At 67.3% G+C, this 20928-nt stretch carries 24 protein-coding genes; 10 read left to right on the top strand and 14 right to left on the bottom strand.

What is annotated here, in order from left to right; translation table 11 throughout:
- Positions 1 to 48: 48 nt before the first annotated feature.
- The gene (locus tag OVA11_RS00480; protein WP_268065552.1) at positions 49 to 408 is read right to left on the bottom strand and encodes a response regulator; all 360 of its coding nucleotides are present in this window, start codon (positions 406 to 408) and stop codon (positions 49 to 51) included.
- A 142-nt stretch (positions 409 to 550) separates the two neighbouring features.
- The gene (locus OVA11_RS00475) at positions 551 to 1264 is read right to left on the bottom strand and encodes a GGDEF domain-containing protein (protein ID WP_268065551.1); all 714 of its coding nucleotides are present in this window, start codon (positions 1262 to 1264) and stop codon (positions 551 to 553) included.
- Between the two features lie 230 nt (positions 1265 to 1494).
- Here OVA11_RS00475 and purE point away from each other — a divergent pair, with 230 nt between their 5' ends.
- Together purE and OVA11_RS00465 are read left to right on the top strand one after the other, a co-directional pair.
- A complete protein-coding gene (gene purE / locus OVA11_RS00470) occupies positions 1495 to 1986 on the top strand; it encodes a 5-(carboxyamino)imidazole ribonucleotide mutase (protein ID WP_268065550.1) in 492 nt (163 codons plus the stop codon).
- 5 nt (positions 1987 to 1991) lie between these two features.
- The gene (locus tag OVA11_RS00465; RefSeq protein ID WP_268065549.1) at positions 1992 to 3077 is read left to right on the top strand and encodes a 5-(carboxyamino)imidazole ribonucleotide synthase; all 1086 of its coding nucleotides are present in this window, start codon (positions 1992 to 1994) and stop codon (positions 3075 to 3077) included.
- Here the strand turns inward: OVA11_RS00465 and OVA11_RS00460 are convergent.
- Positions 3074 to 3313 (bottom strand): helix-turn-helix domain-containing protein, encoded by a 240-nt coding sequence (locus tag OVA11_RS00460; protein WP_268065548.1) that lies wholly within the window; start codon positions 3311 to 3313, stop codon positions 3074 to 3076. The genes OVA11_RS00465 and OVA11_RS00460 overlap by 4 nt on opposite strands.
- A complete protein-coding gene (locus OVA11_RS00455; RefSeq protein WP_268065547.1) occupies positions 3313 to 3813 on the bottom strand; it encodes a DUF2975 domain-containing protein in 501 nt (166 codons plus the stop codon). The genes OVA11_RS00460 and OVA11_RS00455 overlap by 1 nt, the downstream gene beginning before the upstream one ends.
- A gap of 100 nt (positions 3814 to 3913) precedes the next feature.
- Between OVA11_RS00455 and OVA11_RS00450 the strand changes: the two genes are divergently transcribed.
- From OVA11_RS00450 to OVA11_RS00440, 3 genes are read left to right on the top strand one after another with little or no spacing between them, the layout of a single operon-like run.
- Positions 3914 to 4849 (top strand): ABC transporter ATP-binding protein, encoded by a 936-nt coding sequence (locus OVA11_RS00450; RefSeq protein ID WP_268065546.1) that lies wholly within the window; start codon positions 3914 to 3916, stop codon positions 4847 to 4849.
- Positions 4849 to 5574: an ABC transporter permease gene (locus tag OVA11_RS00445; protein ID WP_268065545.1), complete on the top strand. Its 726-nt coding sequence runs from the start codon at positions 4849 to 4851 to the stop codon at positions 5572 to 5574. The genes OVA11_RS00450 and OVA11_RS00445 overlap by 1 nt, the downstream gene beginning before the upstream one ends.
- Positions 5575 to 5623: 49 nt before the next feature.
- Positions 5624 to 6337 carry an aspartate/glutamate racemase family protein gene (locus OVA11_RS00440; RefSeq protein WP_268065544.1) on the top strand — a complete coding sequence of 238 codons (714 nt, stop codon included), beginning with the start codon at positions 5624 to 5626 and terminating at the stop codon, positions 6335 to 6337.
- On the opposite strand, the gene pbpC is transcribed toward OVA11_RS00440, so the two are convergent.
- Positions 6334 to 8535: a multimodular transpeptidase-transglycosylase PbpC gene (gene pbpC / locus OVA11_RS00435; RefSeq protein WP_268065543.1), complete on the bottom strand. Its 2202-nt coding sequence runs from the start codon at positions 8533 to 8535 to the stop codon at positions 6334 to 6336. The genes OVA11_RS00440 and pbpC overlap by 4 nt on opposite strands.
- Positions 8536 to 8589: 54 nt before the next feature.
- Between pbpC and OVA11_RS00430 the strand changes: the two genes are divergently transcribed.
- The gene (locus tag OVA11_RS00430) at positions 8590 to 9078 is read left to right on the top strand and encodes a YcgN family cysteine cluster protein (protein WP_268065542.1); all 489 of its coding nucleotides are present in this window, start codon (positions 8590 to 8592) and stop codon (positions 9076 to 9078) included.
- A gap of 90 nt (positions 9079 to 9168) precedes the next feature.
- On the opposite strand, the gene rpmE is transcribed toward OVA11_RS00430, so the two are convergent.
- Positions 9169 to 9399 carry a 50S ribosomal protein L31 gene (gene rpmE / locus OVA11_RS00425; protein WP_004616338.1) on the bottom strand — a complete coding sequence of 77 codons (231 nt, stop codon included), beginning with the start codon at positions 9397 to 9399 and terminating at the stop codon, positions 9169 to 9171.
- A gap of 124 nt (positions 9400 to 9523) precedes the next feature.
- Between rpmE and OVA11_RS00420 the strand changes: the two genes are divergently transcribed.
- Positions 9524 to 11377: an ABC transporter ATP-binding protein/permease gene (locus tag OVA11_RS00420; protein WP_268065541.1), complete on the top strand. Its 1854-nt coding sequence runs from the start codon at positions 9524 to 9526 to the stop codon at positions 11375 to 11377.
- 3 nt (positions 11378 to 11380) lie between these two features.
- On the opposite strand, the gene OVA11_RS00415 is transcribed toward OVA11_RS00420, so the two are convergent.
- The 6 genes from OVA11_RS00415 to OVA11_RS00390 form a co-directional block, all read right to left on the bottom strand.
- Positions 11381 to 12166, bottom strand: a complete 786-nt coding sequence (locus OVA11_RS00415) for a CPBP family intramembrane glutamic endopeptidase (RefSeq protein WP_268065540.1) — start codon at positions 12164 to 12166, stop codon at positions 11381 to 11383.
- Between the two features lie 31 nt (positions 12167 to 12197).
- A complete protein-coding gene (locus OVA11_RS00410; protein WP_268065539.1) occupies positions 12198 to 12980 on the bottom strand; it encodes a MipA/OmpV family protein in 783 nt (260 codons plus the stop codon).
- A gap of 122 nt (positions 12981 to 13102) precedes the next feature.
- Positions 13103 to 14230, bottom strand: a complete 1128-nt coding sequence (locus OVA11_RS00405; RefSeq protein WP_268065538.1) for a helix-turn-helix transcriptional regulator — start codon at positions 14228 to 14230, stop codon at positions 13103 to 13105.
- Positions 14231 to 14256: 26 nt separating this feature from the next.
- Positions 14257 to 15558, bottom strand: a complete 1302-nt coding sequence (locus OVA11_RS00400; protein WP_268065537.1) for a hypothetical protein — start codon at positions 15556 to 15558, stop codon at positions 14257 to 14259.
- Between the two features lie 87 nt (positions 15559 to 15645).
- Entirely contained in the window at positions 15646 to 16716 is a 1071-nt protein-coding gene (locus OVA11_RS00395) for a glycerophosphodiester phosphodiesterase (protein ID WP_268065536.1), read from the bottom strand.
- 155 nt (positions 16717 to 16871) lie between these two features.
- Entirely contained in the window at positions 16872 to 17672 is an 801-nt protein-coding gene (locus OVA11_RS00390; RefSeq protein WP_164468229.1) for an inositol monophosphatase family protein, read from the bottom strand.
- A 171-nt stretch (positions 17673 to 17843) separates the two neighbouring features.
- Here OVA11_RS00390 and OVA11_RS00385 point away from each other — a divergent pair, with 171 nt between their 5' ends.
- The 3 genes from OVA11_RS00385 to OVA11_RS00375 are packed head-to-tail and all read left to right on the top strand — an operon-like array spanning position 17844 to position 19707.
- Positions 17844 to 18299, top strand: coding sequence for a hypothetical protein (locus OVA11_RS00385; protein WP_268065535.1), 456 nt, complete (start codon positions 17844 to 17846; stop codon positions 18297 to 18299).
- Positions 18296 to 18835 (top strand): hypothetical protein, encoded by a 540-nt coding sequence (locus tag OVA11_RS00380; protein ID WP_268065534.1) that lies wholly within the window; start codon positions 18296 to 18298, stop codon positions 18833 to 18835. The genes OVA11_RS00385 and OVA11_RS00380 overlap by 4 nt, the downstream gene beginning before the upstream one ends.
- The gene (locus OVA11_RS00375; RefSeq protein WP_268065533.1) at positions 18832 to 19707 is read left to right on the top strand and encodes a sigma-70 family RNA polymerase sigma factor; all 876 of its coding nucleotides are present in this window, start codon (positions 18832 to 18834) and stop codon (positions 19705 to 19707) included. Before OVA11_RS00380 ends, OVA11_RS00375 begins: the two co-directional genes overlap by 4 nt.
- On the opposite strand, the gene OVA11_RS00370 is transcribed toward OVA11_RS00375, so the two are convergent.
- Both OVA11_RS00370 and thiE read right to left on the bottom strand, forming a co-directional pair.
- The gene (locus tag OVA11_RS00370) at positions 19699 to 20106 is read right to left on the bottom strand and encodes a hypothetical protein (protein WP_268065532.1); all 408 of its coding nucleotides are present in this window, start codon (positions 20104 to 20106) and stop codon (positions 19699 to 19701) included. The two genes, OVA11_RS00375 and OVA11_RS00370, sit on opposite strands and share 9 nt — an antisense overlap.
- Positions 20107 to 20194: 88 nt before the next feature.
- Positions 20195 to 20839, bottom strand: coding sequence for a thiamine phosphate synthase (gene thiE, locus OVA11_RS00365; protein WP_268065531.1), 645 nt, complete (start codon positions 20837 to 20839; stop codon positions 20195 to 20197).
- Positions 20840 to 20928: the final 89 nt, after the last annotated feature.

Here is a 20928-nt window from a genome sequence, read left to right as displayed (position 1 = left end):
CGTCACACCCTAGGGGCGCGAAGCGGTCGGGGTCAGCTTAAAGTTCCGTCACGCTGCGTCGCGGCTTTCCAGCGCGCGCACCGTCTGCAGAAGACGTCCAGGGGTGATCGGCTTTTCCAGCCGCGCATCCGCATGCTGGTCATCCTTCAAAAGGCGCGGATCCACCGCCGAGGCCATCAGGGTGACCGCGCCAGGCAGCGTGCGGCGGACAGCCCTGATCAGGTCGCCGCCGCTCAAGCGCGGCATGGTGTAGTCGGTGATCACCAGATCGGGGCCGAAGGTCGACAGCGCCTCAAACGCCTCTTGGCCGTCGCTGCAGAGCAGGACGTCGAATCCAGCTTCCGTCAGCGTGATCTCGTAGATCATCGACAGAACCGGATCGTCTTCGGCGATCAGGATGCGCTGCATGCCCTAGGGTCCCGCGCTCATACTTAACAAAGAATGAAGTTCTTTAGCGCGGCGACGCAGAATGAGTCCCCGTGCGATAAGGTCGCATAACTCGCGGTTGTCGTGCCCATGGCTGGGCGCCATGGGTGGCGGCCTGGGGCGATCAAGCGCTCCTGCGCTTGCGCAGGAACATCGCCGCATCCGCTTCGGCCAGGGCTTCTTCCGGATCGGACCCAGGCTCAATTTCGCGCACGCCGAACGAGATGTGCAGCGGAGCCGACCATTCGCCGAACTCCACGGGTTCTGCTCGGACAGCTTCGGCCAGACTCTGAGCCTTGGCCAAGGCCGTTTCCTTGTCAGCCTGCGCCAGCAGCACGGCGAACTCGTCACCCCCCATACGACCGACGATGTCGCTTTCGCGCACATTGGCCTGCAACCGCTTGGCGACGGCCTTGAGGGCTTCGTCGCCGGCGGCGTGGCCGAAGCGGTCGTTGACGCTCTTGAAGCCGTCCAGGTCGAAGAAGACCACGCTGGCCGGCGAACCGTAGCGTTGGGCGAAGGCGGCGACGCGCTTCAACTCGCGCAAGAACGCCCGCCGGTTCAGAACCGGCGTCAGGACGTCCATGTCCGCCAGTCCCTGCGCCTCGTTCAGCCGCAGCTTCAGCACCGAGACCTCGTTTCGCAGGTCCTCGATCTCGCCCATGAGCGTCTGAAGGGCTTCGACAACCTTGGGTGTCAGGTCGGCCTCGGTCAGGCCCAGGAAGGCGGCGCTATCAGGCGCGGACACTTCGCGCGCGGCGACCTGCGCGCCGGCGCGGGCCAACGCACGCTTGCGGATGGCGGCGAAGGGTTCGGTCCGGGCGCCTGAGATTTTCATGGCCTTACGGGGGAATCGAATTGCACAGCTCTGCCATGGTTAACGGGAACGGCGTTCGGCGCAATCGGGGCGCCGAAGAGTCGCAGGGGATGGATGCCTGAGCGGGTCATCGAGCAGGCTTGCGACGCTCAACTTGAACGCTCTTGTGTCGTTTTGGGCTTGCGCACCGAGGGCGGCCCGCATACGGGGCGGCTTTCATCCGCCGCCGCCGAGTTCAAGGGACGACGCCGATGCCTTCGACCACGCCTCCCGTCGCCATCATCATGGGCAGTCGCTCGGACTGGCCGACCATGAAGGGCGCCGCCGACGCGCTGGACAATCTGGGCGTCGCCTGGGAGGCCAAGGTGGTCTCGGCGCACCGTACCCCCCAGCGGCTGTTCGACTTCGCCACGGGCGCCGAGAAGGCGGGCTACAAGGTGATCATCGCCGGCGCCGGCGGCGCGGCGCACTTGCCGGGCATGGCGGCCTCGATGACCAACCTGCCTGTGCTGGGCGTGCCCGTGCAATCGAAGGCGCTTTCGGGCCTCGATAGCCTGCTTTCGATCGTCCAGATGCCGGGGGGCGTTCCGGTCGCCACCCTGGCGATCGGCGAGGCCGGCGCCAAGAACGCCGGACTGCTCGCGGCCCAGATCCTGGCCCTGTCCGATACAGCGCTGGCTGGACGCCTGGCGGCCTTCCGCGCCGCCCAGACCGACAGCGTCGCCGAAAGCGTCGAGGACTGATCCCAATGGCTTCGTTCCCCCTGGTTCCCGGTTCCACCATCGGCGTCCTCGGCGGGGGACAGCTGGGGCGCATGCTGGCCCTGGCCGCCGCGCGCCTCGGCTTCGATGTCGTGATCCAGGACCCGGAAGAGGGCTCGCCGGCCGGTCGTGTCGCCGCCAGCCAGATCATCGCCGCCTATGACGACCGCTGGGCGCTGAAGCGCCTCGCCGAAGCCTGCGACGTCGTCACCTACGAGTTCGAAAACGTCCCCGCCGACACCGTCTCGGAGCTGACGGCTTTGGGGGCCATGGTCTCGCCGGGCGCCAAGGCGCTGGCCGCCGCCCAGGACCGTGTGGCCGAAAAAACGTTCATGGCCGAGATCGGCGTGCCCACCGTGGCCTTCGCCGCCGTGAACGACAGCCAGAGCCTGGCCGAGGCCGTGGCCCGCATCGGTGCGCCGTCCCTGCTCAAGACCCGCCGCGAGGGCTATGACGGCAAGGGGCAGGCCTGGATCCAGAAGGCCAGCGACGCCGAGGCGGCCTTTGACAAGATCGGCCGCCAGCCGGCGATCCTGGAGGCCCCCGCCGACTTCGGGCGTGAGCTGTCCGTCATCGCCGCGCGCGGCCGTGACGGCGAGATCGCCTGCTATCCGGTGTCGGAGAACCACCACGAGGGCGGCGTCCTGCGCCGCACCGTCGCGCCGGCCAAGATCACGCCCGCGACGCGCGATCAGGCCGAGTCCATCGTGGCCAAGATCCTCACCGCCCTCGACTATGTGGGCGTCATCGGCGTGGAGCTGTTCGAGCTTTCGGGCGGCAAGCTGCTGGTCAACGAGTTCGCGCCGCGCGTTCACAACACCGGCCACTGGACCCAGGACGGCTGCGAGGTCGACCAGTTCGAGCAGCACATCCGCGCCGTCGCCGGCTGGCCCTTGGGCCCGACGGAGCCGCATCATCACGTCGAGATGACCAATCTCTTGGGCGCTGATGTCGACGCCTGGAGGAAGCTGGCCGCCGAACCCGAGACCCGTGTGCACCTCTACGGCAAGGGCGAAGCGCGCGCCGGCCGCAAGATGGGCCACGTCAATCGGCTGCGGCCGCTGCGGGACTAGTCCGCCTCATCCGGGCCGTTCAGGTCGTCGGCGTCGAAGTCATAGTCCAGAAGATCGCCGGGCTTGCAGTCCAGGGCCGCGCAGAGGCGGGCCAGGGTGCGGAAGCGGATGCCCTTCACCTTGCCTGAGCGGAACAGCGACAGCTGGGTTTCGCTGAGACCGACCTCGGCCGCCAGGTCGCGGGCCTTCAGGCCCTTGGCCACGATCAGGGCGTCCAGGGTGACGCGGACGGGCATCAGATCATCTCGTCGAGTTCAGCCTGCGCCGCCAGGGCCTGATCCATGACGCGCCCCAGCAGGAACAGTGCGCCGCCGATCATGCCCAGGGTCATGCCGGCCACGTCGAAGTGCAGATAGCCGCCCTTGGCCTGTCCCAGAAACCGCATCAGGTTGGTGACGACGAAGACGCTGGTCAGGCCTCCGGCGCCCAGGGCCAGTCCGACCCGACGCAGGGCGGGCGGCAGCGCGGCCTGGATAAGCCGGCCGTTGGCGAGTTCGCCCAGCGTCTGGCCTATGGTCCACACAGCGAACAGATAGCACGCGATCGGCAGGTTCCAGATCGTCGCCGCGAGCATAGCGCTCGGACGCCAGGGTGCGTCCTTGAGCAACACCAGCAGCAGCGGGAACACCCAGGCCATCAGCGCAACCAGCAGGCCGACGCTGATCACCATGAACATCGCCAGCCACCGGAACTGGCGGCAGCGGCGGCGGAAGGCGAGGATTTCGGTCTGGCTCATGGTCGGCTGTCGGGTCTGGAGTCTGCCTCGTCTTTAATCTTGACTTAAAGATCACAGCTCCGCAACTTTATCTCTGACTTAAATTTCGTGAGCGCCGCCGATGTCCGCCGCTATCGAGACCCAAGGGCTTTCCCGTCGCTTTGGCCAACGCCGTGCCGTCGATGATCTGTCGATGACCGTCCCGGAGCGAGCGGTCTATGGCTTCCTGGGCCGCAACGGCGCGGGCAAGACCACGACCTTGAAAATGATCCTCGGCCTGATCCGCCCCAGCGCAGGGACGGTGAGGGTCAACGGGATCGACGTCTCGCGCGACCGCATCGGCGCGGCTCGGCAGGTCGGGGCGCTGCTGGAGGCGCACGGCTTCTATGGCAATCTGACGGGCCGAGAGAACCTCGGGCTGACCGCTACGCTCATTGGCCTACGCAACACCGAGATCGATCGCGTGCTGGAGGTCGTGGAGATGACCGCAGACGCCGATCGCAAAGTGGGGGGCTATTCGCTGGGTATGCGCCAGCGCCTGGGTCTGGCGCGGGCCATGCTGGGCGCGCCGCCGATCCTGGTGCTGGACGAGCCGACCAATGGCCTCGATCCCGACGGCATCGCCGACATGCGCCGGTTCCTCAGAAGCCTGCCAGACCGCACGGGCGCGACCGTCCTGCTGTCCAGCCACCTGCTGGGCGAGATCGAGCAGACCGCGACCCATGTCGGTGTGGTCAATGACGGTCGATTGGTTCTTGAGGGCGAGCTTTCACGGCTGAAGGCCGATCTGGCGCCGGAGATTCTGCTGCGGACGGGCGATGACGCGCGCGCTGTTCAAGCGCTGCTGGCCAGCGGCTATTCGCCGGTCGCTTTCGAAGGCGGTCTTTCCGTGGCGCTGCGGCCTGGCCAGGACCTCGACCAGGCCGCCGCCGAGCTCGTCCGCGTGCTGGTCGCGGGCGGCGCGCCGGTGTTCGCCGTCGGGCCCAAGCCCCGCTCTCTTGAAGACATCTATCGCGGCGTGGCCGCATCCCGTTCGTCGCAAGCCGAGGCCACCTGATGCTCGCCGTCCTGTCTGTCGAACTCCGCAAGCTCAATCGCTCGTTGGCGGCTCTGCTGGCCATCGCCGCGCCGACGCTGATCGCCATCTTCCTGTTCTTCAACCTGCTACGCGGCAAGAAGGCCCCGCCGTGGGAGATGTGCCTGCAGATGTCGGGGACAGTGTGGGCCTTCTTCATGCTGCCGATGAGCGTGACGGCCCTCACCGCCCTGGTGGCTCAAATGGAGCACGCCCCGCGCAGTTGGGACCATCTGCGCGCCCTGCCGGTGGCGCGATGGAAGCTCTACGCCGCCAAGGCCGTCTGTGTGGTCGGGCTCGTGGCGGCGATGAGCGTGCTCAACCTGATCTTCACCTGGGGCGCGGTCACCCTGGCGGGAACGATCAAGCCGGTCGTCATGCCGGCGGGCGCACCAGAACTGACCAAGCACGCGCTGTTGCTGGCCAAGGTTCTGGCGGCGGCCACGCTGATGATCGCCATCCAGCTGTGGACCGCCTTACGGTTCGCCAGCTTCGTGCCGGCGCTGGCGCTCGGCATCGGCGGGACCTTCTTTTCCGTGGTTGCGACCTCGGCCAAACAGGGCGTGTTCTTCCCCTGGCAGATGCCGGTCAACATGATGGCGCGCGACGCTTGGCGCATCGAGACGGCCTTGGCCCTCGGCGGCGGCCTTGGTCTGATCGCCTTGATCGCGGCGATTATTCATCTGGCGCGGCGAGAGGTTCTTTAGCGCGCGTCGGGCTGCTAGAGCGCTGCGCACGGATGACGCGGAGCGCGCGATGAGCGAACAAGCCCTGATCGGACTGATCGGCGGGATGAGCTGGGAAAGCTCGGCCCAGTACTATCGACTGATCAATGAGGCGGTGCGCGCGCGGTTGGGCGGGGTGGCCTCGGCGCGGACCCTGATGTGGTCGTTCGACTTCGCCGAGATCGAGGCGCTGCAGCACGCGGGCCGCTGGCCTGAGCTGTCGCGACGCCTGGCCGACGCGGCGCGGGCGCTGGAGGCGGGTGGTGCGGACTTCCTGGTTCTCTGCACCAACACCATGCATCGCGAGGCCGACGAGATCGAGGCGGCGGTGCATATCCCGCTGCTGCACATCGCCGATCCGACCGGCGAGGCGATCAAGACGGCGGGTCTCTCCACGGTGGGCCTGCTGGGCACGGCCTTTACGATGGAGCACGAGTTCTATCGGGGGCGTCTTGAGAAGAAGCACGGCCTTTCCATCCTGACGCCGGATGCGGACGACCGCGCGACCGTTCACCGGATCATCTATGAGGAACTGGTCGCGGGTCGCGTTCTGGACGCCTCGCGCGAAGCCTACAGGGCGGTGATCGCGCGGCTGGCGGACCGGGGCGCGCAGGCGATCATCCTGGGCTGCACCGAGATCATGTTGCTGGTCTCGCAGGCGGATAGCCCGGTTCCGGTGTTCGATACGACGACCCTTCACGCCATGGCGGCGGTGGAGCGGGCGCTGAAGCCCGCCACCCTCTAGTAAGGCAGGTTGTCCGGCGCGGGCTGACCCGGCGCGGGCGCGACGGGCGTCGTCGCCTCCAGTTCCGAGGCCGCGCGCGAGAACTCGGCGGACAAGGTTTCGTAGAAGCCGTTGCGCGGATCCGGTTCGCTCTGCGGCACCGGATCGGGCAGCAGCCAGTCGAAATCGCGGACGGCCAGGGTCTGATGCGCGCTCATCATGAAGCGACGCCAGATGCTGGCGGGAATGTCGCCGCCGACCACCTTGTTCATCGGCTTTTCGTCGTCGTTTCCGACCCAGACGCCGGTCACATAGTCGGTTGTGAAGCCGACGAACCAGGCGTCGCGCCAGTTCTGGCTGGTGCCGGTCTTGCCCGCGACCGGGCGACCGAAGGCGGCGCGCTGGGCGGTGCCTTGGGTGACCACCTTCTTCATCATCTTCACCATCATGCTGGCGTGCGCGACGTCATAGACGCGACGCTCGCCCTGCGGCGGCTGGTGCTGGAAGATCTGTTGCCCGCCCTGGGTGGTGATCGACTCGATCACATAGGGCTCGATCCGGAGCCCGCCTTGCTGGAACACTTGGAAACCCGAGGTGATCTGCAAGAGGTTCACCTCATACGAGCCCAGCGCCACCGACAGGTCGGGCGAGGGCGGCAGGCTGGTGATGCCGAAGCGGCGGACGAGGTCGCCGATCGCCGGACCGCCGACTTCCTGGCCCAGCTTGACGGCGACCGTGTTGATCGAGGTGACCAGGGCGTCTTCGACGGTCATCGGGCCGCGATAGCCGCCGCTGTAGTTCTCTGGCTCCCACGTCCCGAACTTGACGGGCTCGTCGACCCGCATGTCGGTCGGCAGCACGCCCTTCTCGACGGCGGCGGCGTAGACGAACGGCTTGAAGGTCGAGCCGGGCTGGCGCTTGGCCTGGACGGCGCGGTTGAACGGGCTTTCCGAATAGTCGGTCCCGCCGACCATGGCGCGGATGGCCCCATCGGCCGACAGCGACAAGAGGGCCGCCTGGCTGGCGCCTGAGCGGGTGGTTTCGGTGGCCATGGTCTGGCGCACGACCTCGGCGCCCTCACTCTGGAGCAAGGGGTCGATCGTCAGGCGCACCACGAGGTCGGGCGCATTCTGACCGGCGATCTTCACCGCCTCGGCGGTGGCGTAGTCGAGCACCCAGCCGTAGTCGCCCTCGTCCTGCAGCGCCATCGGCGACAGGCGGGGGGTGTCGTCGAGCGCGCGGCTTTCCTGCTCGGGCGTGATCCAGCCTTCCTTGCGCATGTTCGCCAGGATCAGGCGCGAACGGGCCAGGGCGCGCTCCATGTCGCGGGTCAGGGCCAGGCGCGACGGGGCCTTGGGCAGGCTGGCCAGCAGGGCCGCTTCCGACAGGGTGAGCTGGCTGGCGGGCTTGCCGAAATAGGTCTGGGACGCGCCGTCGATCCCATAGGTGCCCGCGCCGAAATAGATGCGGTTCAGATAGAGCTCGAGGATCTCGTCCTTGGTGAGGATCTGCTCCAGCTTGTAGGCCAGCAGCATCTCCTGCAGCTTGCGTTTGACCACGCGATCGGGGGTCAGGAACAGGCCCTTGGCCAATTGCTGGGTCAGGGTCGAGGCGCCCTGGCGGGTCTTGCCCGCGCGCCAGTTGATCCAGGCCGCCCGGGCGATGCCCTGCACGTCGATGGCGCCGTGCTGGTAGAAGCGCCGGTCCTCGGCCGCCAGGAACGCCATCGGCACATAGTTGGGCACCGTGCCCAGGGTGATGCGCTGGCCATAGCGCGGACCCCGGGTGGCGATGACCTGCCCGTTGCGGTCCTCGAAGCGAATGCCCGGCGCCCGGTTCACCGCGAACAGCGCCTCGCGCGAGGGCAGGGCGGGGGTGTCCTTCAGGTACTTGAACCAGACATAGGCGCCGCCGGCGGCGACGCTCAGGACGGCGAGCAGGAAGCCGACCAGCAGCGTGCCCCACACCCAGCCCCACTTGCGGGCTTTCTTCTTGGCCGCAGCGTGCTTGAGGTCGGCGCGGAAAGGCTCCTCCGGCGGCGGTTCAGGCGGCGGAGGAGGTGTCGCGGCGTCGCTAGACAGGCGGAAAGGATCATGGCCCTGCGGCGCCCAGGGATCGTGCGAGACGCCATCGCTCGCCGAAGCCTGACCAGGCTTTGGCGGCTCTCCGGGGCTCTTCCCGTCTTCGAACTTGTAGGGCGGCAGCGTCCAGTCGTTCACGGTTTGCGTCAGGCTCTGTTTGGTCGCCGGATAAATCGGGTTTAGGACGGCGTCATGACGCCACGCAAACCTTTCTGGCAGACGAAGACGCTCGCCGAAATGACCGTCCCCGAGTGGGAGAGCCTATGCGACGGCTGCGGTCTTTGCTGCCTAGTTCGCTTCGAAGACGAAGACACCGGCGAAATCATCCCCACGCGGGTGCACTGCCAGCTGTTCGACGAGCGTCTTTGCCGCTGCAAGGACTATCCGAACCGCAAGAAGACGGTGCCCGACTGCATCAAGCTGACGCCGTACAATATCGAGGACCTGGAGTGGATGCCCCCCTCTTGCGCCTACCGGCGCCTGCATGAGGGCAAGGACCTGCCGCTGTGGCACCCGCTGGTGACCGGCGATCCGGAGAGCACGCACAAGGCTGGAATCTCGATCCGCAATCAGACGGTGTCGGAGCTCAGCTTCGTCGACGCCGAGGATGCGATGGATTTCGTGGCGACCGATCTGATGCGCGACCGGGGGGATGATCTCTACGATCCGGAGGAGGGCTGAGGCCGTCGCCCGACTGACCTTCAGACACGAAAAAGGCCGGCCCGCGAACGCGGAGCCGGCCTCTCGTCGCCCTTACGGCGAGAAGGGTGTTTAGGCCTTCTTGCCGGTGAAACCGGCGAACTTGGCGTTGAAGCGCGAGACGCGACCGCCACGGTCCATCAGCTGGGCGTTGCCGCCGGTCCACGCCGGGTGCGTGCGCGGGTCGATGTCGAGCGCCAGATTCGCGCCTTCCTTGCCGTAGGTCGAGCGGGTCTTGTAGCTCGAACCGTCGGTCAGGGTGACGGTGATGAAGTGATAGTCGGGGTGAATGTCTTGTTTCATGGCGGCGATCCAGACCGACTAAGCCGGCGAGTGAGAATGGGGTAAGCGCCATCTCGCGCACGCGCGGGGTGGCCCTCGAAGACGCGCGGCTATAAAGAACCCGCGCGATTTTGGCAAGGGACTGTTGATGACTGACGCGAACAGCGGCGACCAGAAGGTCGAAGGTCGCCCCGGCGCGGGAGCCGAACTGGTCCAGGGCATGACCGAGGCCGGGGCCCGTCGGCCGCGTCGCAAGGACATCCGTCCCCTGGCCCACCTGCTGCCGTTCGTCATCGCCCACAAGGGCGACGGCCTGGCGGCCGGCTTCTTCCTGCTGTTCTCGACGGCCGCGACCCTGGGCCTGACCTACGCGTTCAAGAACGTGATCGACCACGGCTTTTCCAAGGGGCAGGACGCGGCGATCAACAGCGCCTTTGTCGGCCTGGGCGCGGTCGCCCTGGTGCTGGCCTTGGCCACGGCGCTGCGGTTTTTCTTCATCACCCGGCTGGGCGAGCGCGTGGTCGCCGACCTTCGGCGCAAGCTCTATGGCCACACGCTGAGCCTGGATCAGCCCTATTTCCTGAAGACGCGGACGGGCGAGGTTCTGTCGCGGCTGACGACGGACGTGGCGCTGGTTGAGCAGCTGGTCGGGGCGTCGATCTCGATCGCTCTGCGCAACATCCTCAACCTGATCGGCGGCCTGACCGCCATGGCGGTGGTCTCGCCCAAGCTGGCGGGCTTCATCGTGCTGATGGTGCCGGTGATCCTGGCGCCGATGTTCCTGGTCGGCCGCCGCGTGCGCAAGCTGACCGTCACCGCCCAGGACAGGTTCGCCGACGCCGTGGGTTATGCCGGCGAGAGCCTGGATGCGCTGGAGACCGTGCAGGCCTTCGGGCGCGAGTCGGCCTCGTCGGGGCGGTTCGGCGCGGCGGTGGAGGCGGCCTACAAGGCTTCGGTCCGCCGGATCACGACGCGCGCCACCATGACCGCCATGGTCATCACCCTGGCCTTCGGCGGGATCACGCTTCTGCTTTGGACCGGCGCGCGTCTGGTGCTGGCCGGCGAGATGACCGGCGGCACCCTGGCCCAGTTCGCCATGCTGGCGGTGATGGCCGCCGGTTCGATCGGCGCCTTGGGCGAGGTCTGGGGCGACGTCCAGAAGGCCTCAGGCGCCATGGACCGCATCTCCGAGCTGCTCAACGCCAAGCCCGACATCGCCGCGCCGCCGAAGCCCCAGACCCTGCCGGTTCCGGGCCAGGGCGAGATCGCCTTCGAGAACGTCGTCTTCGCCTATCCTGGGCGGCCCGATCTACCTGCTCTGAACGGCTTTGATCTTCGGGTGAAGCCCGGTGAGACCGTGGCCCTGGTCGGTCCCTCAGGCGCGGGCAAGAGCACCGTCCTGCGGCTTCTCCTGCGCTTCTATGACCCCCAGAGCGGTTGCATCCTTCTGGACGGCGTGAACCTGCGCGACGCCGAACCCGCCGAGGTCCGCGCCCGCATGGCCCTGGTGGCTCAAGACTCGCCGCTGTTCTCGGGGTCGGCGATGGACAACATCCGCTTTGGCCGCCCCGACGCGACAGACGAGCAGGTCCGCGCCGCCGCCGATGCGGCCCAGGCCACCGGCTTCCTGTCGGCCCTGCCCGAGGGTTTCGACACGCCCGTGGGCGAGCGCGCCAAGACCTTGTCGGGCGGCCAGCGCCAGCGCCTGGCCATCGCCCGCGCCCTGGTGCGCGAGGCCCCGATCCTCTTGCTGGACGAGGCCACCAGCGCCCTCGACGCCGAGAGCGAACAACTGGTTCAGCAGGCCCTGGCCACGGCCATGGAGGGCCGCACGACCCTGGTCATCGCCCACCGCCTGGCCACCGTGCTCAAGGCCGACCGCATCGTGGTCATGGAAGAGGGCCGCGTCGTCGAGCAGGGCGCGCACGCCGAACTCTTCGCCAAGGGCGGCCTGTACGCCCGCCTGGCCCGCCTGCAGTTCGGGGTCGAGGCGGCTTAAGGGTCACGGTTGAAGGATCACCGCCGTGACCGCGACGATCAAGATAACACCCTCGAGTCCGTGGATGAGCACGGCTAGCCAGTTGCTCCGGAAAGCCTGGGCGGGAAGGCTGTAACACAGGCAACTGATGACAAGGCCCGGCATCAGCCAGAACTTGTGGGCGTGGTAGGCGGCGAAGAGGAGGCCGTTGCCGAGCCAGGCCCATCGCCCCCAAGCCTTCTCCATGCGCGGCAGCAGCACCCCGTGGAAGAGCAGCGCCTCGCCGAGCAGGTAGTTGAAGAGGCTTGAGACGAGCGCCAAACCCAAGATATCCCAACGACCGCTCGCGGCCGGAACATCAAGGGTCCTTATGTCGGCGTAGGCTGGGGCCATCTCCAGCAGATGCAGCCCGATCGGCGTGGCCTGGAAGAGGCGCGTCACCAGATCATCGCCGACGAAGCCCAGCGCGACGAAGGCTGGGACCAACAGGAAGGCCAGCACCATCGGCTTTCCGCTCGGTCGCCAGATCGGGCTTGTCAGCCAAAGCCGCCGAGCCAAGGCGTAAGGGCGGAATGGGACGCCCTCCAGCTTTAGGATGAGCAGCGACAGGACCAGCTGCCAGACCATTCCGGCGACAACCCATCGCCAGAAGACCAAGCCAGGCATTGGGTCGTCGGGTCTGATCAGTTGCGGTGCGACGCCCCATGCGAGGATGGCCATCGGCCCCGTCGCCGCAGCCCAGATCAGAAGAATTTTGAAGCTGTCCCACGCGAGGGTCGCAGGCCCGGCGAAGCGGGCGGGAAAGTACATCGGTACGAAGGGCGATCGCATGGCGTTGGCCCTAGAACCGACGGACCACAGAGACAAAGCCGCTGCTGGCATGGTCCTTGGCTATCAGCGGGCTATCGGTGATGTCGTTGTCGAACAGTTCGACCTCGGCGGCGGCGATCACGAAGAGGCGGTCGGTGACTTGGTAGCGGGCCTGGACGCCCAGCGAGGGGACCAACACACCACCCGACGCGGCCCTGGCTGTGCGGCCGTACTCGAAGGCGCGTAGCTTGCCGACTTCCGTCTCGCGCAGGCCGTAGAGCCAGGTGGCGAGCTTCTCGTCCTTCCAAGAAACGCCGGCGACGACATCGACCGATAGCTTTTCCAGCGGGCTGGCCGACAAGGCGAGATCCAGGTTGACCTCCTGACCCTTGGCCTGGTCAGTGACATCGCGCAGATATTCCAAACTCAGCGTGGCGGGGCCCGCGGCGGCGCTGAGCCGCCCGCCCAGATCAACGCCAGCGTCGCGTTGTAGGAAGGAAAAGTCTCGCGTGTCCTTGGGATCGACCAGTTGGAAGCGCGGCGCGACCCGACCTTCCAGCTTGAAATGATCGCTACTCCAAGCGGTGACCGCCAAGCCCGACAGGTCGGCGGTAAACCGCTGCGTCTGATAGACGAACAGCGGCAGCGCGCCGGTCTGGGTCTTCTTCTTGGCGGAGGCGTAGGGGTTGGTGGTTGCATAGACGCCGGCCCCCAGCAGGAAGAGGCGTTCGGGCGGCTGTTCGGCCTCCTGAGCCCGCGCCGCGAAGGGCGTGAGGACCAGGGCGCAGGCGGCGATAGCGAAATAGCGGATCATGACTGTTCTCGTGCAATGAGCAGGACAGTCACGGTCATGAAGGGGCGGCCGCTCGCCGTCGTCCGGACGGGTAGGCTCGAAGCCTCAGCGCTTCCGAGCCTGACGGTTCGGACGTCGCGCGATCAGGGCCGGAAGGCGCTGGGCGGCTGTCCGGCGTGCTTCTTGACGGCGGCGTTGAAGGTGGAGCGCGAGTTGAAGCCCACGTCGTAGGCGATGGCCAGGATCGGTTCGTCCGAGGCCTTGATCCGCCCCACCGCTTCTTCGACCCGCCAGCGATTGACGTAGTCGAAGAAGCTCTGGCCCAGGTGATCGTTCAGAGTCTGGGACAGGTGGTTGGGCGTGATCGCCACGCGGCCGGCCAGGGCGCTCAGCGATAGCAGCGGATCGCGATACAGATGCTCGGCGCGCATGGCCTGCTCCAGCCTGGTCGCGATCTCGACCTGGCGGGCCTCGGGTAGCGCCGAGCGGGCGTACTTCTCGGCCGGTGGCAGGACGTTGGGTGTCTCAGTTTCCTGGCTATAGATCGGCTTCTGCGACAGGCCGAAGAGGCCGATGGCGGCGGTCCAGCCCAGTTCGACGGCGGCGGCGGCGACGTCCAGCCAGGAAGCATTCGCTCCGATCGCCAGCACGGACTTGACCGCGCCCCAGGCCCAAGCTGTCAGCATCAGCAGCACCAGCGCTCGCAGCCAGCTCAGCGTCCGATTCTCCAGGTTCGAGAAAAGGTCCCGCACGCGCCGCACGTGCTGGCTGAGCACCATCAGGGCGGCGGCCAGGTAACCCAGGGTGACCCCCAGGAACAGCGCGACGAAGACGAGTTGGAGCACGCCGGCCAGCACGTCCGTCCCCACCCCGGCGCCACTGTAGACCGCCAGTCGCGTCGGGGCCGGCAGCAGGAAGAACGGCGACGCCAGTAAAGCCGCGACCCCGGCCGGCCAAGCGATCCGCCAGACGCGGCCCAGCGTCCAGCGCTCCGGTTCGCCGGTCATGGCCAGCACATAGGCCAGGATTGACGGTCCCTGGAACAGCGACAGCGCCCACAGAATGCCGGTCGTCCACGGATGGGCGGCATAGATCCCGGTGCGGTCCAACAGCAGGTCGATTCCCGACAGACCGCTCAGTAGCAGGAACATCGCCAGCGCTGTCGCCGGTGCGGTCCGCCAGTCGCGCCGCAGACCCAGCTGCGCCGCCGCAAAAAGGCCGATGGCCGCCGTCGCGGACGATAGGATCAGCGCCGGAGCGTCGAACGTCATTACGATGCCTCTTGCTGTTGCGAGGCCTATCTCGCCAAATCCGCCGGCGTCGTCGGTTCGCTGAGCAGGCGCTCCATCGCTTTCCAGCGGGCGTCGTCGGTCTTGCCGGCGCGAAGGACGTGCGCGCGGACCATGTCCTGACCGATGTTGTAGTTGATGACGTACGAGCGATAGGTCTCGATGAACGAGACCCGCTTCTCGGCGCCGCCCCGCGAATAGAGGCTGTATTTCATCAGCGCCTGGACGGCCTGCTCCTTGGTCATCTTGCCCGACAGGTAGAGGGCCGCGACCGTGTTGCCGCTGCTCGATAACGCGGCCTTGGCCTGTTGCAGGGCGTCAAAGGCCTCGGCCGTCTTCGGATCAAGGCCGGCCAGCGGATAGAGTTTGTCGCGCTCGAAGGCGGTCTTGCTCTGGCCGGGGAAGGCCAGCTCGATGCCGAAATTGGCCGAGCCTTCGGCGATGAATGACTGCGGCGAATACAGCGGATAGACGCTGAACTCGACCCAGCCCTTCTCCTTGGTCAGCTTCTGCTCGAGCAGAGCGTTCAGGACGTGGTGGCCGGGATAGCCCTCGTGGCAGCCCAGGTCCAAGGCGCGGCTGATATAGATCGGCAGGTCGGTGTTGATTTGGATCAGACTCTTGGCGTCGCCCTTGTACCAGTTGTAGCCGCTCCAGGGCTTCTTGGTGACGAACTCAAGGTCAAAGCGCTCGCCCGTCGGCAGCTTCAGGTGCTCTTGCGTCTTGGCCTTGCACGCGGCGATGCCGGCCTTCATGACCGCATCGACCCTGTCGGTCGGGATCACATACCGGTTCTGGAAGGCGTCGACCCGAGCGGCGAGATCACCCTTTCCCGGGACGATCTTTTCGAGACGCGCCAGGACCGGTTCATAGCTCTTCAAGGGCTTCAGGACCGGGCGCACGCCGAACAGGCCCTCAGCCTCGTCTTCGAAGCTGAACTTGTCGCCGGCGATCATCGCCAGGCGCGTCTGGGCCGCCTTCAGTTGGCCGCGCAGAAACAGCTTGCGGCGGCGCTGGTCGGCGGTCAGGTCCTTGTCGGGGACCTTGGCCAGCAGCATCTGCAGGCGGTCGGCCTCCTTGCGCAGCACCGACACCGGACGCGGCGCCAGCTTGGCGGAATCCTGCCATTCGCGCGGACCGTAATAGGCGTCGACATAGCCGGGCTCGCGCTCGCCGGCCTCCAGCGTCATGCGCACGAAGTCGACGGCGATGCGGTCCAAGAGATCCGATCCCGGTGAGGCCAGCGTGGGCCCGCCAAAGACAAGCGCGACCGCAAGCGCGGCCGCAGAAGCGGCGTGACGGATCTTCATGGCGTTTCTCGCATGCGACTTCAAAGCGGGCGCACGCTGCACCGGCGCGCCTGGCTTGCGCAAGAGCCCGGAGAGATCCGCCGGACGTCAGCCGCGCGCGGCGACCGCCAGGGCCGGGAAGTCGCTGAACACGCCGTCGACGCCTGCCGCATAGAGCGCCTTGAGCACGGCTTCGGAGTCGCCATGCTGGGCCAGGAAGCTGGGGGCGGCGGGGTCGCCCTTGCGCAGGCTCGCCGGCAGGAAGGCGTTCTCCGAGCGCACGGTCCAGGGGTGCACCGCCAGGCCGGCAGCGTGCGCGTCGCGGACCAGGGTGGTCGGCGCGCCGAGAGCCTGACCGTCGTGGGGCACGACGAGCTTCCAGTTCGGACCAAGGCCGTCGGCATAGACGGCGACGTCCTTCAGGCCCTGGGCGGTGATCAGATCGGCGTACTTGACGCCGGGCTGGTCGGCCGGCCCGCCTTCCGCGTCGACCAGGAACACCAGGCGCGCCGAGGTCAGGGCGCGCAGTCGCTTCAGAGGAGCGATTTCGAAGCACTGCACGAACACCGGGGCGGTGGCCGAGTTCAGGCCCAGCGCCTTCAGCTTGGTCACCAGGCGCGCCTCGGTCGGCAGGCCGATCGCGGCGAAATAGGTCGGGTGCTTCAGCTCGGGATAGACGCCGATCGTGCGGCCCGTCCGCTTGGAGCCCGCCTGGGCGATCGCCCACACTTCTTCGAAGGTGGGGATCAGGGCCTGACCGTCAAAGGCGGCGCTGGCCGGGCGCAACTGCGGCAGGCGTTCGCGGGCGCGCAGGGTCTTCAGCTCGGCCAGCGTGAAGTCTTCGGTGAACCAGCCGGTGATCTGCTCGCCGTCGATCGTCTTGGTGGCCTTGCGCGCGGCGAACTCGGGACGGCTGGCGATGTCGGTCGTCCCGCCGATCTCGTTCTCGTGGCGGGCGACCAAGTGTCCGTCCTTGGTCGGGACGAGATCCGGCTCAATGAAATCCGCGCCCTGCTCGATGGCGCGCTCGTAGGCCAGGGCGGTGTGTTCGGGCCGCTCGCCGCTGCAGCCGCGGTGGCCGATGACGATCGGCTTCTTGCTCTGAGCGCGGGCGAGGCCGGGCAGGAACGTGCCGGCGAGGGCGGCGGTGGTCAGGGCGCGACGGGTCAGCAGGGTCATGGACCGCGATTTAGCGCGCGGATGTGACGGTTTGGCTAGACCTTGAAAACTGTCATCCCGGCCAAGCGCGAAGCGCGCCGAGCCGGGACCGTCGGACCCTGTACGCCTGGCGCGGTCCCGGGTCCGCGCTGCGCTTCGCCCGGGATGACAGGTTTTTAAGCCGCCCGCAGACGCTCCAGGATCTGCGGGTGGAGGTCCTGGTTGCTGGCCAGGATCGACTTGCCCTGCACGACGTCGTGATCGTTTTCGTCAATCGTGGTGATCTTGCCGCCCGACTCCTGGATCATCAGCACGCCGGCTGCGACGTCCCAGCTATTGAGGTTCCGTTCCCAGAAGGCGTCGAAGCGGCCAGCGGCGACCCAGGCCAGGTCCAGCGAAGCCGCGCCGAAGCGACGGACGCCCGCGACCTTCTGGCTGACCTGGTGCAGCTCCTTCAGGAACTGACCGTGGCCGGGCTTGCCGGCGAACGGCACGCCGGTGGCGAGGATCGCCTCGTCCAGGTGACGGCGGGCGGCGACGCGCAGGCGCTTTTCGGCGCCGAGGAACGCGCCCTTGCCTTTCTCGACCCAGAACAGGTCGTTGGTGATCGGGTTGTAGGTGACGCCGGCGACGATCCCCTCGCCTTCGCGCTGCAAGGCGATGTTCACTGCAAAGTGCGGGATGGCGTGCATGAAGTTGGTGGTGCCGTCCAGCGGGTCGACGATCCAGGTGTGGGTCTTGTCGGTGCCTTCGACCATCCCGCGCTCTTCGCCGAGGAAGCCATAGCCCGGACGCGCTTTGGTCAGCAGCTCGAACAGGGTCTGTTCGGCCTTGATGTCGGCGTTGGTGACAAAGTCCGCCGCGCCCTTCTTGGAGACCTGCAGTTCGGTGACTTCGCCGAAGTCACGAGCCAAGCCACGGGCGGCCTTCCGAGCCGCTTCGATCATCACGTTCAGCAGGGCGGAGGGCGTAGGCACGGGCGGGCTATCCTCAAGAAGCCGTCGACGCCCGCCGGAAAGTCCGGCGGCGGAGCGGTAGGTCGACGGTGTGAAAGAACGGGCGCGGAACCTAGTCGTCCACAGGCGCGAAGGCAAGTCGCCGTTGATTCAACAGGCTTAACGGTCCGCCCCAGGAAATCTTCGTCCGCCGTGTCACATCGATCGCCCCGTCGTCGTCTGTATCCCATATCGGCTGGAGGCACGGTGATGAGACGCAGTTTCGCGATAGGGTTGACGGTCGTTTTCCTGGGAAATGGCGTGGTGATGCTCGCCGCGCCCTACCCTTGGTATCTGGCCGTGCCGGGCGTGGTTCTAACCGGCCCGTTCAACGATCATTTCGTTAGGGATGTCGGCGCGGCCTATCTGGCCTGCGGCGTCGCCACGGCTCTGGGCGCCTGGAACCTTCGCCGCCATGCTGGCGCGGTGGTGGTCGCCGCGACCTTCCAGGGGCTTCACGCGATGATCCATCTGGTCACGCCCTTCTGCGGCGCAGGCGCGCCCTGGCCGCTGCTGGCGCGTGATTTCCCGGGCGTGTTTCTGCCGACGGCGGCCACGATCTGGCTCGCCATCGCCGCGTTCCAACCCTCGAAAGGGACGCAGAAATGATCCGGATGATCCTGGCGAAGATGCTCCGGCGCTTCGAGACGCGCTACGACTATGACGGCGCCTATATGCACGATCTTCTGGCGGCCAGCCCCAAGGCGTTCTGGGCCTTGCAGAGCGTGCGCACGCTGGCGAGCTATCGCGAGGGGGCGCCGCCGGTGGCCTTGGCCGCCGCCGGCCTGGCCGCCACGCTGTCGGAGGATTGTGGGCCGTGCGTGCAGATCGGCGTGCGCATCGCCGAGGAAAACCAGGCGCCTTCCGATGTGCTCCGGGCTGTGCTGGCGGGAGATATAGCGAGCATGGGCGCGGACGCCGCGCTCGCCTATCAGTTCGCAAGGGCGTCGCTGGACAAGGATCTGGACCGCGCGGACGCCCTACGCGATGCGGTGCTCGCGCGCTGGGGGTCGCAAGGGCTGTCGGCGATCGCGCTCGCCATCGCCGCATCGCGGGTCTATCCGACGGTCAAGTACGCGATGGGGCACGGCAAGGCCTGTTCCCGCGTGCAGGTCGGCGGCGATTTGGTGACGGTGCGGACATGACGGTCGCGGAGACCATCTTCGAGACGCGGCGGCGGGCCATGACCGGCCTTGCGTACCGTATGCTGGGATCGCGCGCCGAGGCCGAGGACGTCGTTCAGGACGCCTGGCTGCGCTGGTGTGGGGTCGATGTCTCTGAGGTCCAGGAGCCTGCGGCCTTCCTCAGCCGGGTGGTCACGCGCCTGGCGCTGGATCGCCTGAAGTCCGCCCGGGCGCGACGCGAGGTGTATGTCGGCGAGTGGCTGCCTGAGCCGGTGGTCGATCCTGATTTCGACGCGGGCCGCGACGCGGATCTATCCGTGGCGTTTCTGCTGGCGCTGGAGCGTCTTACGCCTCTGGAGCGCGCGGCGTTTCTGCTGCACGACGTTTTCGATACGCCCTTCGCCGAGATCGCCGCCACGCTGGGGCGCAGCGAGACCGCCTGCCGGCGCCTGGCCTCGCGGGCGCGCGAACACGTCCGCCGCGACAGGCCGCGACATCAGCCGAGCATCGATCAGGAGCGTCGACTGACGGCCGCCTTTTTCGAGGCGGTGATGACGGGCGACGAGGCGGCGCTTCGCGACCTGCTGGCGCAGGACGTTGTCATGCACGCCGACGGCGGCGGCCTGGCCAGCGCGAACCTGAACCCTGTGCGGGGGCTGGCCAAGGCGGTCGCCTTGATCCTGGGCGTTCGGCGCAAGTGGCCGCCGCCCTCAGACACCGTGGTCCGGCTGGCGCGCGTCAACGGCCAGCCTGGGTTCGTGCTGGCTGTTGACGGCGCTGTGTTCCAGACTGTCGGGCTCGAGATCGATGCTGGACGGATCGTCGCCGTCTACACCGTTCGCAATCCCGAGAAGCTGGCCCACCTGGATTCGCAGGCCCTTGGGCTAGGGTAGCTCGACCTTGGGAAGGCTCTCCTTGGCCTCGCAAAGCAGCTTGCCGGCCTTGCCCACGGCGCCGGAGATGTCGTCGATCTTGGCTTCCTTGCGCCAGCCCTTGGGCAGGCCCTTTGTGCCGTCGAAGTCCATGCCCAGGTCCATCCACTTGTCCGCCGCGCAGTCGAGCGCGAAGATCAGAATGGGGCCCTTGGAGGCGGGCCAGTTGCGATAGGGGCCGTTAGCCTTGCCCTCGGCGATACGGGTGACAACCAGCCCGGTCGATTGATCGACCCGGCTGAAGTCTTCGTCGTAATAGGTCTTGGTCTCGCCGGGAGCCAGTTTCCAGTTCTCCGCGATCGCGGCCGTGGCGAGGGCCAGGATCGGTACGCCAAGCAAACACACTACGAGCCGCTTCATGATCTGCGTCTCCCCCTGCTTTTTTGTTCGCTGGGGCGGACGCTAGGACGATGTGCGGCGCGTCACAAGATACCGTTGTTATCGGGGACTACTTACGCGCGGCCAGGCCCTCGGCGATCGCGGCGTTCAGAGCGGCGACCGCTGCGTCGGGGCCCTGGGCGTGCGACCAGACACCGGCCGAAACCGCCAGGAAGTCGGCGCCGGCCGTGGCGAGGCCTGAGGCGTTCTCGACGGTGATGCCGCCGATGGCCACACAGGGCGTTTCCATCGTCTCCTGCCAGATGGTCAGGATGTCCGGCTCGGCCCGGGTCGGCGCGTCCTTGGTGCTCGTCGGGAAAAAGGCGCCGAACGCGACATAGTCGGCGCCGGCCTCGGCGGCCTCCATCGCTAGGTGTCGGCTGTCGTGGCAGGTGACGCCCACCATCCGATCGCCCATCAGCTTGCGAGCGTCCCTGCACGACATGTCGGACTGGCCGACATGCACGCCGTCGACGGGAAGGCGGGCCGCGAGATCGGGACGATCGTTCAGGATCACCGCGACATCGCGCGCCTGGGCGATCGGGGCCAGCACGTCCACGGCGGCGGCCACTAGGTAATCCGGGGCGTCCTTCAGCCGGATCTGCAGGGCGGCGACGTCGCCGCCGTCCAGCGCGCGGGCCAGCTGTCGCCCGAAGTCGGCGAGGTCGGTCAGGGCGGGCGGCGTGATCAGGTAGAGGCGGCAGTCGAGCGTCATGCGGTCGCTTTAGGCCAATTCGCCTCGGCATGCGACCTCCAGCCGCTGCTAACCATAGTGAGAGTTAGTTGCAAAAGCGGTCGCGGTGC

This window comes from Caulobacter sp. SL161 (assembly GCF_026672375.1).
In the GTDB taxonomy this organism is placed as follows: Bacteria; Pseudomonadota; Alphaproteobacteria; order Caulobacterales; family Caulobacteraceae; genus Caulobacter.
The sequence above is the reverse complement of the archived record's forward strand: the minus strand, read 5'-3'. Positions and strand labels throughout refer to the sequence as shown.